Origin of the sequence: Mucilaginibacter lacusdianchii (assembly GCF_009770985.1) — a bacterium.
In the GTDB taxonomy this organism is placed as follows: Bacteria; Bacteroidota; Bacteroidia; order Sphingobacteriales; family Sphingobacteriaceae; genus Mucilaginibacter; species Mucilaginibacter lacusdianchii.
Genome location: NZ_WSRW01000001.1, coordinates 672,130 through 686,667, shown reverse-complemented (window position 1 = coordinate 686,667; position 14,538 = coordinate 672,130). Strand labels below are relative to the sequence as shown.

The 14,538-nt window shown below is 43.1% G+C and carries 6 protein-coding genes; 4 read left to right on the top strand and 2 right to left on the bottom strand.

Translation table 11 applies throughout. The features are described 5' to 3' along the window. Positions 1-52: 52 nt before the first annotated feature. The 4 genes from GPM24_RS03150 (at position 53) to sov (ending at position 11,678) form a co-directional block, all read left to right on the top strand. Positions 53-1,378: a lytic transglycosylase domain-containing protein gene (locus GPM24_RS03150; RefSeq protein WP_158825282.1), complete on the top strand. Its 1,326-nt coding sequence runs from the start codon at positions 53-55 to the stop codon at positions 1,376-1,378. A 142-nt stretch (positions 1,379-1,520) separates the two neighbouring features. Then, on the top strand, positions 1,521-3,809 hold the full coding sequence (locus GPM24_RS03145) for an NADP-dependent malic enzyme (protein ID WP_158825281.1): 2,289 nt from the start codon (positions 1,521-1,523) through the stop codon (positions 3,807-3,809). Between the two features lie 204 nt (positions 3,810-4,013). After that, positions 4,014-4,598: a Holliday junction branch migration protein RuvA gene (gene ruvA, locus GPM24_RS03140; protein WP_158825280.1), complete on the top strand. Its 585-nt coding sequence runs from the start codon at positions 4,014-4,016 to the stop codon at positions 4,596-4,598. Positions 4,599-4,634: 36 nt separating this feature from the next. Next, on the top strand, positions 4,635-11,678 hold the full coding sequence (sov, locus tag GPM24_RS03135) for a T9SS outer membrane translocon Sov/SprA (RefSeq protein WP_439650749.1): 7,044 nt from the start codon (positions 4,635-4,637) through the stop codon (positions 11,676-11,678). A 63-nt stretch (positions 11,679-11,741) separates the two neighbouring features. Here sov and GPM24_RS03130 read toward each other — a convergent pair whose 3' ends face one another. Further along, positions 11,742-12,440, bottom strand: a complete 699-nt coding sequence (locus GPM24_RS03130; protein ID WP_158825279.1) for a head GIN domain-containing protein — start codon at positions 12,438-12,440, stop codon at positions 11,742-11,744. A 93-nt stretch (positions 12,441-12,533) separates the two neighbouring features. Then, a complete protein-coding gene (locus tag GPM24_RS03125) occupies positions 12,534-14,324 on the bottom strand; it encodes a hypothetical protein (RefSeq protein ID WP_158825278.1) in 1,791 nt (596 codons plus the stop codon). Positions 14,325-14,538 lie beyond the last annotated feature (214 nt).

The following is a 14,538-nucleotide window of genomic DNA, read 5'->3' as shown; positions in this document are numbered from 1 at the left end:
ACTTAGTGATTCACTAAAGCGTAATAATGCCAAACGCTTAAAACCCTAAGTAATGAAGAAACTATTTACAATTGTTGCCTTCCTTATCTCAGCATATACTGGCACTGTAGCCTTTGCGCAAGGCCCCAATGCAGATACAGTTATCAATGAACAAATTCCGGGCCAAAACATTAGCTTTTTACAAAGTTACAAACGCAATGTAGTACCGGCCGCTGTAGCCAAACAGATTCAGCAAAACGCTTACGAAAATTCTACTTTTAAAATCCGTTTAGATTCTATTCAAAAAGATATTCAATTAGATTATAACGAATACGTACAAAGCTACATCAACTCCTATACATCACCTGCCCGCCGTGGCGAGATGGCTCGGGTAATGGGCTTGGCTAAATATTATTTCCCTATTTACGAAAAGGCTTTTCGTGATGCCGGTGTTCCGGAAGAAATTAAATTTTTGTCAATTGTAGAATCGCAGTTAAACCCAAATGCTATTTCGCGTGTGGGTGCAACCGGTCCTTGGCAGTTTATGTATTCTACTGCAAAAATTTACGGCCTTAACATCACTAACTATGTTGATGAGCGCCGCGACCCAATTCAGGCCAGTTACGCTGCTGCTGCTTACTTAAAAGATGCTTATCAAGAATTTGGCGACTGGCTGCTGGCCATTGCCTCGTACAATTGCGGTAAAAGCAATGTAGAGCGTGCCATGCAACAAGCTAATGCTACCGATTTTTGGTCAATCCGCGAATACTTGCCGGCCGAAACCCGTGGTTACGTACCTGCCTATATTGCTACTGCTTACGTAATGAATTATTACAACGAGCATGGCATTATGCCGCAAGCCTGCAGCATTACCTTAAAAACAGATACAGTTCTGGTAAATAAGTTTGTATCGCTTAATAATATGGCGCGTGTGCTGGATATTGATGCGAACGAACTGGCATTGCTAAACCCGGCTTATACCAAGCGTATTGTAAACGCAACACCAAATTCGCCACGCCGATTGGTTATTCCGCAATTGGATAAGGCTAAATACAGTGCATTGTATGATGCGCTTAACTCAAACAGTCTTACTGTAAATGCTCAGCCGGTATATGCCGCTCTGCCTGACGATCAACAACCTGCTGGTGGCCCAAAATTGCCATCGTATCATACGGTGCGCAGGGGCGAAACTTTATCAGGTATTGCCGATAAATATGGAGTAGAGGTGCAGGATTTAAAAGATTGGAATCACTTACGTGGCGCCAAAGCCATGCCGGGCCAGCGTTTAAAAGTAAGTTCTGGCGGCTTGTCTGTAAGTAAAGCAGCGTCTGTTCGAGGTAAAAATTACATTACTTACAACCACTCAAAAGCTGATGAGAATGCAGCTTCAGTAAATTAAAACCATTTATAAAACTAATAGTAAAGCAGCCCTTAAAAGCTGCTTTATTTTTTTACCGGCAATATTATCCTATTTATAATCAGGCATGATGAATGTCTGTTTAAAAAGAATTGTAATTTTGTCGGCTTGAAATTGAGAAGAGATGAATAATACTAACCGTAAAAATGATGCTCTGAATTATCATGCAAAAGGCCGCCCAGGCAAAATACAGGTAATTCCAACCAAACCTACTAACTCCCAACGCGATTTAACCATGGCTTACTCGCCAGGTGTAGCCGAGCCTTGTTTGGAGATTGCCAACAATACAGATGACGTTTATAAGTATACGGCCAAAGGTAATCTGGTTGCGGTAATCAGTAACGGTACAGCCGTATTGGGTTTAGGCAACATTGGCCCTGAAGCAAGTAAGCCGGTTATGGAAGGCAAAGGCTTGTTGTTTAAAATATATGCCGACATTGATGTGTTTGACCTGGAACTGAACACTACCAATGTAGATGAGTTTGTAAATATTGTAAAAGCCCTCGAACCTACTTTTGGCGGCGTAAACCTGGAAGATATATCTGCACCCACCTGTTTTGAGATAGAGCGCCGTTTAAAAGCCGAAATGAATATTCCGGTAATGCACGACGACCAGCATGGTACGGCCATTATATCGGGCGCAGCCTTAATGAATGCCTGTGAAATTCAAGGTAAACAGCTCAGCGAGATTAAAATGGTGGTAAATGGTGCTGGTGCTGCTGCGGTATCTTGTACCAAGATATATCTGGAACTGGGTGTTAAAAAAGAAAATATCGTCATGTTCGACATTGGTGGATTGATTACGCCCGAGCGTACCGATTTGGATGATATTCGCTTGGCTTTTGCCACCGAGCGGAAAGATATTACTACGCTTGCTGATGCCATGCGTGGTGCCGATGTGTTCATTGGTTTATCAGCAGGTAATTTGGTTAATGCCGACATGCTGCGTAGTATGGCACCTAATCCCATTGTGTTTGCGATGGCAAACCCAACGCCCGAGGTATCATATGATGTGGCTATTGCAGCCCGCGAGGATATCATCATGGCAACCGGACGTTCCGATTATCCTAACCAAGTAAACAACGTATTGGGCTTTCCATACATTTTCAGAGGCGCACTGGACGTAAGAGCCACGGCCATTAATGAAGAGATGAAGGTGGCAGCTACTATGGCCATTGCCGAACTCGCTAAAAAGCCCGTACCCGAAGAGGTAAACCTGGCTTACAATACCAAAAATTTAAAGTTTGGGCGCGAATATATTATTCCTAAGCCTATGGATCAGCGGTTAATTACCGAAGTATCTATGGCGGTAGCTAAAGCGGCCATCGAATCGGGCGTGGCCCGTAAGCACATTACAGATTGGGATGCCTATGCCGAAGAGCTACATATGCGCATTGGTGGTGATGACCGTTTGATGCGTTCTCTTACCGGTAAGGCCAAACAGGCTCCAAAGCGCGTTGTATTTGCCGAGGCAGATAACTATAAGATACTTCGTGCTGCGCAGATTGTAAAGGAAGAAGGTGTTGCTGTTCCTATATTATTAGGTGATATCAATCGTATTCAACAAATTATACAGGAAAATAACTTGGATTTAAGTGGTGTGGATATCATTGATCCAATGACCACCACAGACAAATTTGAGCAATACGCCGAGTTTGTATATGAAAAACGGCAGCGCCGGGGTATTACCTTATACGAGGCCAAAAAAATGATGCGCGACCGTAACTATTATGGTGCCTGTATGGTGCACTTTGGTGAAGCTGATGCATTGATTTCTGGTCTTACTAAAAACTATGTAACCACCGTAAAACCTGCCCTGCAAATCATCGGTACCGAGCCGGGTGTACCTAAAGTAGCCGGTATGTACTTGATGATTACTAAGAAAGGTCCGCTGTTTTTTGCTGATACTACGGTAAACGAAAATCCATCTGCCCAAGATTTAGTAGATATTACTTTACTGGTAGAACGTACCGTTAAACAGTTTAACGTAAGCCCTCGTATTGCCATGCTGTCTTACTCAAACTTTGGTTCTAACGAGGGTGAAGTGCCCGAAAAAACACGTCAGGCGGTGAGTATTCTGCATCAGTTATACCCCGATATGGTGATAGATGGAGAAATGCAAGCCAACTTTGCTATGAACCGTGATTTGCTTGCCGATAATTTTCCATTTTCTACTTTAAATGGAAAGCCAGCTAATACGTTGATTTTTCCTAACTTAGAGTCGGGTAATATTGCTTACAAGTTACTACAGGAAGTGGGCGGTGCCGAGGCCGTAGGCCCAATTTTGCTGGGGATGAAAAAGCCTGTGCACATACTGCAGTTGGGCAGCTCTGTGCGCGAAATTGTAAACATGATTACCATTGCCGTAGTAGATGCACAGCAAAAAGAACAACACGCTGCCGATTTAGGGTAGGGTGTTAAAGGTTTTTGAAAAAAGTACAAAAGCCTACAACCACTGTAATTATTTTTCGTATACAATCCTTCTTTGCCGATAGTTTGAAATTTGAGGCGGAGAAGGATTTTATTTAAATAAACATCCTGCTCCGTCGCTAAGAAGTGTGACTGTGTGAAAAGGATGAGAAGTATCAACATTTAAACTGGTAAATTTAGAAGAAACATGTACGCTTATATTGATGGAAAGCTAGTGTTCAAAAGCCCTGCTTATGTAATTATAGAAGCCGGCGGCATTGGCTACCACATTAACATATCCTTAAACACATTCTCCAAACTGGGTGATGCCGAGCGTTGCCGCCTGTATGTATGGCTGCATGTTAAAGAAGATGCTCATACACTGTACGGCTTTGCCGAAGAAGGTGAGAAACGCTTGTTTTTGCACCTGATATCTGTTTCGGGCATTGGGCCTAATACCGGCCGTATGATGTTATCATCTATTACGCCCGATGAGATACAGGCAGCCATTGTAAAAGGCAATGTAACGCAAATACAACGCATTAAAGGCATTGGTCCAAAATCAGCACAACGGGTAATCCTCGAGTTGCAAGACAAATTACGCAAAGAAGGTATGGATACATTAACATCTATGCCTGCCAATGATACTGTTAAAGATGAAGCTTTATCAGCACTGGTAATGCTGGGCTTTGCCCGTAATGCGGCCGAAAAGGTAATTGACCAGGAACTGAAAAAAGCTGAAGACAACTTAACGGTTGAGCAACTGATAAAATCAGCTTTAAAGAGCTTATAAATTATTGTAGCTAATTTTTTTTAGACTTTACGATTGATTAAACATTTTACGACAAGGATTATTGGGGTGGTCTTGTTGTGGACGTTGCTAGGTGGAGCCGAAAAGCTCTATGCGCAAAAAAACACAACAGGAGGTAGGGCAGACTCGTTAAAAATCAGCGTTCCCTACAAAGGGCAAAAGTCAAAAAACTTCCGGTTGCGGGAGGGCGTTCTGGATGCAGATCCACCAAATTTGGTGCGCACCATTGAGTATGATGCTGCATTGAACCGGTATGTGCTCATCGAAAAGGTGGGTAATTTGTTGTATCACGCCCCCCGGGTTTTAACTTTCCAAGAGTACTTGCAGTTAACACAACAACAAAATCGCCGCGAATATTTTCGGCAGTTAACTGATAATTATGCTTACCAGTCGCAACAGCCGGGTTTTATTCCGCAAATTAAAATTCGTAGCCGCACGTTCGAGCAAATATTTGGTAATTCCAACATCGATATCCGGCCGCAGGGTTCGGCGCAATTGATATTTGCCGGTCAGGTAAACAGCAATCAAAATCCGCTTTTCAATACCCGTCAGCGTAAGCAGTTCAATTTTAATTTCGACCAGCGCATCCAAATGAATCTGACCGGTGCCATAGGTGATAAGTTGAAAATTGCAACCAACTATAATACTGATGCGCAATTTCAATTTGAAAACCAAGTAAAGCTGGATTATACCGGTCATCCAGATGAAATCATCCAAAAGATAGAGGCCGGTACGGTAAGCATGCCGCTGAATACGCAGTTGATTCGTGGTAGTCAGGCTTTGTTTGGTGTTAAAACCAAGTTGAAATTTGGCAAACTGGATGTGACCAGCATTTTTTCACAACAGCGCTCACAATCTAAAACCATAACTATCACCAACGGCTCGCAACAAGGCGAATTCAGATTGCAGCCTACCGATTATGAGGCAAACCGCCATTATTTCTTGGCACAATACTTTCGCGATAACTATAACCGTGCTTTGCGAAATATCCCGATCATCAGTTCGAACGTTACCATTACCCGCGTAGAAGTTTGGACCACTAACCGTACCAATACCACTACCGATTCGCGCGATATTGTGGCTTTGTTAGATTTGGGGGAAAATCGCCCATACAACACCACGCGTGTACAAGGTGGTGCCGGATTTTCGGCATTGCCTGCCGGTTTTCAGGGGCCGGGCTTTACTGATCAGTCCAACACATTGCTACGCAATCTGCCTGCCAATGCACGGTTAACTAACAGCAATGATCTGGCTACTTATTTTCAGGGAGCTGGCAATACCGATAACTACGCTAAATTACCTTATGCCCGTAAGCTTACCAGCCGCGAGTATACATTGAATGCGCAGTTGGGTTACATCTCGTTAAACTATCCGCTTAACAATGATGAAGTATTGGCGGTGGCTTTCCGTTATACTTATAACGGTAAAGAGTATCAGGTAGGTGAGTTTTCGAATGATTTACCTGTTGACCCTGCTAACCCACGCGCATTGTATGTAAAATTGTTAAAGAACGAAATCCTGAAAACCAACCTGCCTACCTGGGATTTGATGATGAAAAACATCTACTCATTAGGGGCTTATCAGGTTAGTCCGACAAATTTCAGATTAACAATTGCCCGTTTGGATGATAAAACCAACGTGGAAAAGCAAACGATAGATGAAGGCGTAAATGTGAAAGGTAAACGCTGGTTGCAAATTGCGCATTTAGATACCTTAAATCAGCAAAATGACCGCCTGCCCGAAGGCGATGGCTATTTTGACTTTTTGGAAGGTATTACCATCGATTCGCAAAACGGTCGTATCATGTTCCCGGTGGTTGAGCCTTTCGGTGCCGACCTGGCCCGCCGTTTCACTGCATCTGAACAGGATTTAGCCCGTCGCTATGTATTTCAGCCTTTGTATGATTCTACCCGAACCATCGCCCAACAGTATTTTCCGCAACTGAACCGTTATTTAATTAAAGGTACTTACTCTTCACAATCGGGTTCGGAGTTTCAGTTAAATGCTGTTAATATTCCGCAAGGATCAGTAGCGGTAAATGCCGGTGGCTTGCGTTTGCAGGAAGGAACCGATTTTACAGTAGATTATAACATTGGCCGTATCCGTATTATCAATACTTCGTTATTGCAGTCGGGCCAACCAATTACGGTAAATATTGAAAATAATGAACTGTTCGGTATACAGCAAAAATCGTTGTATGGTTCTCGGTTCGATTATCATGCCAGTAATAAACTGGCTTTGGGTGCTACGGTAATGCACTTGAGTGAACAACCGCTTACCCAAAAGCAGGTAATTGGCGAAGAATCAATATCAAATACCATTATGGGTATGGATGTTAACTACAGTTCCGAATCGCGCCTGCTAACCCGTTTGGTTGATAAAATTCCCTTCATCAACACCAAAGCTCCATCGTTTGTAAACTTCAACGGCGAGGTGGCCCGTTTACTGCCGGGTAGCCCGAGTGCTACCAATTTTGCCGGTTCTAAAAACGGTACATCTTATTTGGACGATTTTGAAGGCAGCCAATCTGTCATCGACTTAAAAAGCGCGCTGGCCTGGCAAATTGCCGGTACACCACAAATGTTTACCGAGTCGCAATTGTTTAATGATTTGAGCTACGGTTACAATCGTGCCCGCCTGGCATTTTACAACATCGACCCTATATTTTATACTTCGAGCTCGAACTTTAGTCTTTCCCGCAGCGACTTGTCAAATCATTATGTAAGGCAGGTGCTCGAAACGGAGGTGTTTCCATATCGTCAGTCTGTTACTGGTCAGCCTTTAATTTTGCCGACACTCGATTTAGCTTATTATCCTACCGTACGTGGTCAGTATAACTATACCACATCGGGTATAAACCCTGATGGTACGCTGCAAAACCCGCGCTCGCGCTGGGGCGGTATTTTCCGTAAGCTGGAAACCAACGATTTTGAATCGTTGAACGTACAGTATATCGAGTTTTGGATGATGGACCCGTTCATTTACAAACCCAACTCACAAGGTGGCGATCTGTACTTCAACTTGGGTAGTATCTCAGAAGATATTTTGAAAGACGGCCGTAAATCTATCGAGAACGGTTTACCGGCAGACGGCGACGCTACCAAAACCGACGAAACGGTTTGGGGCCGTGTACCTAAATTACAACCGGTAATTAACGCCTTTGACAGCAACCCCGACGCCCGCCGTTTGCAGGATATTGGTTTGGACGGTATGAACGACATTGGCGAGCAAACTAAGTTCTCGGGCTTTGTGCAGCAAATGCGTTCTGTGCTCAATCCGCAAGCTGCTGCTGCCATTGTTGCCGACCCTTCATCAGATAACTATCAATACTATCAAGGGCCGCAGTTAGACCAAAACCGTGCAGGCATTTTGCAACGTTATAGCCGTTACAACGGTACCGAAGGTAACTCTAAAACGGCCCAGCAATCACAAGAAGAATTAGGTGTATCTACTTCAGCATCTACTTCATTACCCGACGGTGAAGACCTGAACCGTGATAACAGCATGAGCCAGGCCGACGAGTATTTTCAGTACAAAGTGTCTGTGCGCCCAACTGATATGGTGGTTGGACAGAACTTTATTGCCGATAAAGTAACATCGCAGGTAAAGCTGGCCGATGGTACTACGCAAGCCGTAAACTGGTACCAGTTTAGAGTGCCTATTGTAGGCTATCAATCAAAAGTAGGCAACATACAGGATTTCAAAGCTATTCGCTACATCCGTATGTTCATGACCAATTTTGCCGATACCTCAGTTGTGCGTTTAGGAACGTTGCAGTTAGTAAGAGGTGAGTGGCGCAGCTTCAACACCGAAAAAAATACGACCAAAGTATTGGCTGATACTGCTATTGTAAATGCGCCGCTGGATAATTCAACCTTAGACGTGCAGGCGGTAAACATTGAAGCAAACGGTAATCGTACACCAATACCTTACGTATTGCCGCCGGGTATTGAGCGCCAGCGCGATTATAACAACCTGCGTACCGATACCCGTTTGAACGAGCAATCGTTAGCGGTAATTGTGAAAAACTTACGTACCGGTTATTCGCGTGCTGCATACCGTACCTTTTATAACGATTTGCGTTCGTACAAACGCCTGCAAATGTTTATCCACGCCGAGGGCGAACAGTTAACCGATAACGATATTAACGCATTTATCCGTTTAGGTACCGATTATCAGGATAACTATTACGAGTATGAAATTCCGCTGAAAATAACCCGTCCGGGTACTACGGATGCCAGCTCGATTTGGCCTGACGCCAATGCGCTGGATATAGAATTAGAATTGCTAACCCGTGCCAAATTAGCCCGTAACAGCGCCGGCTGGCCTTCGGATAAACCTTACACATTGGTGGATGGTAATAATAAGGTAACCATTAAAGGTCAGCCAGATTTGAGCCGTTTACGTACTATTATGCTGGGTGTGCGTAACCCCTACCGTGCTAATGGTGGTTTTGATAAATCGGCCACGGTATGGTTCAATGAATTGCGTTTAACCGATTTTGACCAGCGTGGTGGCTGGGCTGCTACCGCCCGCCTGAATGCGCGCCTGGCCGATTTTGCCGATGTTACCGTTGCCGGCAGTAAAACCACCATTGGGTTTGGCTACATTGATCAGCGCGTAAGCGAACGTAGCCGCAGTGATAACCAAACGTATGATGTGGCTGCCAATGTAGAGCTAGGTAAGTTTTTCCCGGAAAAAAGCGGTGTTCATATCCCGATGTATGTCAACGTATCATCGCAGGTAGCTACGCCACAGTTTGACCCGCGCATGCCAGATGTGGAATTGAAAGAAAGCTTAAAAGCTGCCAAAACCGACGAAGAACGGAAAGAAATCAAAGAGGTAAGCCAGGATTACACCATGCGCAAAAGCATCAACTTTACCAACGTGCACAAAGCCAAGGTGAATCCGTCGGAGCCTAACCATGTATGGGATTTAGAAAATTTTACCGGTACATACGCGTACTCCGAATACGAGCACCACGATTTTATTACCGCTAACGATTATCAGAAAGTATATAAGCTAGCGCTGGCTTACAATTACAATAATCAAAATACCCGCTATTATAGTCCGTTTGATAAGGTGATAAAAAGTAATATGCTGGCACTGTTCCGCGATATTAACTTCAGCATACTGCCATCGCGTTTAAACTTCTTAATCAGTTTCGACAGGTTTTATTCAGAAAATACCTTGCGGGATAATAACGATCCGAACAATGCTATCCCGTTATTGTCTGGAAATACCACCTTCAATAAAAACTTTAACATCACCCGTGTATATGGTATCGGCTGGAATCTGACCAAATCTTTACAGATGGATATTGATGCGACCAACTTGTCGATAGTAGATGAACCGGCCGGTCGTGTTAACGGACTAAAACGGGATACCTTATGGGAAAACCTGAAACGCCTGGGTCGTACCACCAACTATAACCATACGTTGAACTTCAACTACAACGTGCCGTTAAATAAAATACCGGGTTTAGATTGGGCCTCTATGGTGGCGCGTTACAGCACGCACTTTAACTGGCAGGCCGAACCAACATTTGCCATCAACGACCCAACACTTAACGTTGGTAACACTATCCAAAACTCACGTACTATTCAGCTAAACCCAACGCTAAATTTAAACTCGCTGTATAACAAGTTTGCTTATATCCGCAAATTTAACAATCAGGGTGCGCCTGTAAGTAAGGGTAGCAAGTTTTTGGTAAACCTGTTAACCAGTGTAAAAAACTTAAGTGGTACCTACACCCGCAGCGAAGGTACTTACCTGCCGGGATATTTGCCATTAAGTAATTTTGCCGGTCAGGATTTAAACTATAATGCGCCGGGCATTGGTTTCTTGTTGGGTAGCCAGGCCGATATCCGCGGAAAGGCCATAGCAAATGGCTGGCTAAGCAACGATACGCTGCAAAACCAGCTTTATAGTACCACCATGAATGAGGATATTCATTTACGCGGTATTATTGAACCGATACGTGACTTACGTATCGAACTGACAGCTTTCCGCACGCAGGATCAGAACTTTCAAACCAACTTTAAATATGTTCAGGACGGAGCAAATTCTGGTTTCCAAAGTTTAAGTCCGGTTACTTCCGGTACTTACAGCGTATCCTATATGTCTATTGCAACCGCATTCGAAAAAGCTAATGGCATCAACAACTTTTCAAGCACATTCCAACGGATGCTGGATAACCGCAGCATCGTATCACAGCGTTTAGGCCAGTTGAATCCTAATTCGGCACGTACCTCAACTGGTGGTTACCGCGATGGGTACGGACCAAACCAGCAAGACGTAATGGTGGCGTCATTCCTGGCAGCTTACTCTGGCAAAAGCCCCGAAAGTGTAAGCCTTAACAGTTTTCCTAAAATACCTATTCCTAACTGGCAGGTTACTTATAACGGTTTAAGCCGTTTGCCTTTGCTGAATGACGTTTTTGATTCGTTTGATATCCGCCATGGTTATCGTTCTACCTACACTGTAAACAATTATAATTCGCTTATCCGGTATGCCGAGGCCAACGGAGCCAGCAGCGAACGTGACGTAAACCAAGACTTTTTACCATTCTACCAATTTAGCCAAGTAACCTTGTTTGAGCAATTTGTGCCGTTGATAGGTATGGATATGCGCTTTAAAAATAGCATGACTATAAATGCCGAATATCGTAAAAGCCGCGCTTTAAGCTTAAGCTTGTTAAATAGTCAGTTGGCACAGCAAAACGAAAATATTATGGTATTGGGCTTTGGTTATCGCACCCGTAATTTCAAATTCCCATTTGGCCTGATGCCGCGCCTGCGCACCAACAACGAGGTGAACTTTAAGCTGGATGTTGCTTTGCGCGATAATAAGATTCTAATTTACCGGGCCGATGTAGAATCTGCCGAGGTATCATCAGGTGCTCAAAATATTACCATTAGGCCATCAATTGATTATGTAATCAATCAGCGCTTTAACCTGAATGTGTTTTATGATAGTAATATCACCAGGCCGTATACCTCACAAACATTCAATACAGCCTTTACCAACTTTGGTATCAATCTAAAGTTACTTCTTCAATAAAAAAAGCCGGCCTTTAACGAGGCCGGCTTTTTTTATATAGCATTGTTTAATCTTATACAATAATTAATTGGCTTTGGTTACGCTACCCGAGCCTATAGTTTTGCTTTCTACCTTAGCGTTACCACTATAAACAACATTGCCCGAGCCTACAATACGGGCGTTGATGGCATCACTGGCTTGCACATAAGCACTGCCCGATCCGCTGATAACGGCAGTGGTGTTGCGTGTACCCAATTCACGGCCGCGTAATTGGCCTGAGCCGTTGATAACCACGTTTACATCGTTGGCTTTGCCGCTCATATTAATGGAACCCGATCCGCTGATAACAGCATGTAATTCATTTGATTTTACGCTGGTGGTGATGTTGCCTGAACCGCTTAAAACAGCGTTGAATTCTTGGGTGTCAATGGTTCCGTCAACCTGTATATTACCCGATCCGCTGTTTACTAAGGCTTTTAAAGATTTTGCAGTGATATACACTTCTGCTTTATCAATCTTGCGCGACCATTTATGGTTTTTCTTGAAACTGATTTTCAAAGTGCCATCTTCTACCTTGGTTTCTACCTCATCGGCCAACTCTTCGTCGATATTCAGTTTTAAGCTTTCGCTGCCATCTATTTTAATGTGTACATTAAACGGGCCAGATGATGCTACGGCGTTAAAGTTGTTAACGTCGCGGGTTTGTTCAATGGTTTTTTGTGCATAAGCATGTATGCCGGTTAAGCTAAGTACAGTTAGCAACAGGATAAGTGTCTTTTTCATTGCAAGGTTGTTTTACAAGTAAAAGACATCTGCTTTGCAACAAACGTTGCACGGAAAATAAAATAAATTGTTTTTAGATATATAGAAGAAAGATTAGTGCCTGGCAGACCGTTTATGTTGTTGCTCCCTGCGCTTCTGGCGCGCTGCTTTTCTTGCCTGACGGTTCTTTTTATCAAGAGTGAATTGTTTAATATGCTGCTTTACCTGCTTTTCGGTGGCTGCATCATACCCTGCACTGGCTTTAATACCTTGCGCCAATGTTTTCCAAATAGTTTTGAAGAACGGTGTATCTGGTTGCCTGATATAGCTTACCTCAACACTTCGCGGTACGTCACCCGGTTTATCGGGGTTGTTGTGTTTGAGGATAAGTGCGTTAGCCATTAACGATACGATGGGGCGCTTTTTGTATCGTGTACTGTCATTTTTTAAAATGCGTATCCGTAAGTCGTTGTATAAAAACGTTACATGGCCATGAGCTTCATTCCGGTTGCCGGTTACATCGAAGCTAAAGTGATTTAATTTACCCGATGCTATCTTAACCAGTGCAAAGGGCATAGAAACACTATTGAACTTTTCCAAGTTCATAGGGCCAAGCGTACCTTTGTAAGCATAAGTTTTGGCCGAGTCGGTAAGGTTAAAAGTTACATTGGCATCCAGCAGTCCTGCATTCATTATTTTTGAGTTGAACTGCATACGGCAAACGTTATTTTGTTGTAAGAACGCTAAATTGTTGCTTACGTTTAAAATGGTGCCGTTAGTATTGTTAAAGGATATATGCCCTTGTTTATGAGATTTTTTACCGTACCCCTGATAGGTAATATTAAAATGCCTTAGTTGTACCGTATCTATCTTAAAGGTGTTTTTAAGTTGAAAAATAGCCACGTTAGGAAAAGAGAGTAACCGGTTGCGTTTTTGTGGCACAGCGCCAGGAATGGTAGTTACATTGAAATCGCCATGGTCAAATACTATTTTAGAACTATTGAAAATGCGGTATTTGTTATAGGCCTTAAAGTCAAAATTATCTATCTGCAACGTGTCGGTATAAAAGGCAAACTGGTTCCGTACCTTGCGGTCGATAAATATGGTTTCTTCAACGGGTGCCACACGAACGCCATACGCTTGCAAACGTGATGTTAAAGTCGAAAACTGTAACAGATTAACGTGATACTTATATAGGCCATTGTTGGATGGCCGGCTGAAATTGTTCAATTCAAACTGCACTTCATTAAAATAATAAAACCTTGAGATGTTGTTTTGGGTAGTTGAGTCGATCAGCAAATCGTTACACGTCAGGTTCATTTCTTTCAGCTCAGATATATCCAGCTTGTTGCCCGAATAGTCATTGTATTTAAACTTTACATCATTTAGCATCACTTGCCCAATGTGTATCGATTTGAGCAGGGGCCTAATGCGCTGCCAGGCATTCCGTTTGTCTTTAATCAAAGTATCACGGGTATGATTCAGTCGGTAGGTTACCTGCAGTTCAGGAGCACTCAATATAATTTGGCCAATATCGAGCTTGTTGTGGAAATACAGCTTTATGGGGTGCATGCGCCGGATAACCAGTTTTTTTACCTTGAGTTCATAAAGATTATTAGGCGCTATCTGATTTTTAACAGTACGCTGGTATACCGCCATGTTAGGCTTTATAGTGATGTTGTATATAACCAGCTTGCCTTGCAGTACATGAAACTCAGCATCTTTAAACTCAGCTTCATATAAACTATCGGTACCGGCCAGTACAGTGCTCTTCACTTTATCGGCCAATATGGGCGACCAGTATCTATTCACAAAAACAGCGGCAATTAGTACAATGGCTATTAAAATGCAAAGGATGACGGCTATACATTTTTGCCATCGGTATTTCAAGAACTTAACCGCCATTATAAATTTGCTTTCCTTTTAATATTTGTTTTAAGGGTAATTCCGTTTCTAACCACATATGCACTTACACATTCAGGTTTTAGTTTTGTTTAGATGCGCATATGTGTTTCCCAAATTAGCTATTTGCGCGGATATTGAGAAATTTGAAAGCTTAGATGAAATTACATGTACTAAATGCGTTATTACAGAGCGGCCGTGGTTAAGATAGGATGCT

Excerpts from the sequence above, each read along its gene's own strand:
- GPM24_RS03145 (WP_158825281.1), top strand. The coding sequence starts at position 1,521 with ATGAATAATACTAACCGTAAAAATGATGCTCTGAATTATCATGCAAAA.
- GPM24_RS03130 (WP_158825279.1), bottom strand. The coding sequence starts at position 12,440 with ATGAAAAAGACACTTATCCTGTTGCTAACTGTACTTAGCTTAACCGGC.
- GPM24_RS03150 (WP_158825282.1), top strand. The coding sequence starts at position 53 with ATGAAGAAACTATTTACAATTGTTGCCTTCCTTATCTCAGCATATACT.
- ruvA (WP_158825280.1), top strand. The coding sequence starts at position 4,014 with ATGTACGCTTATATTGATGGAAAGCTAGTGTTCAAAAGCCCTGCTTAT.
- GPM24_RS03125 (WP_158825278.1), bottom strand. The coding sequence starts at position 14,324 with ATGGCGGTTAAGTTCTTGAAATACCGATGGCAAAAATGTATAGCCGTC.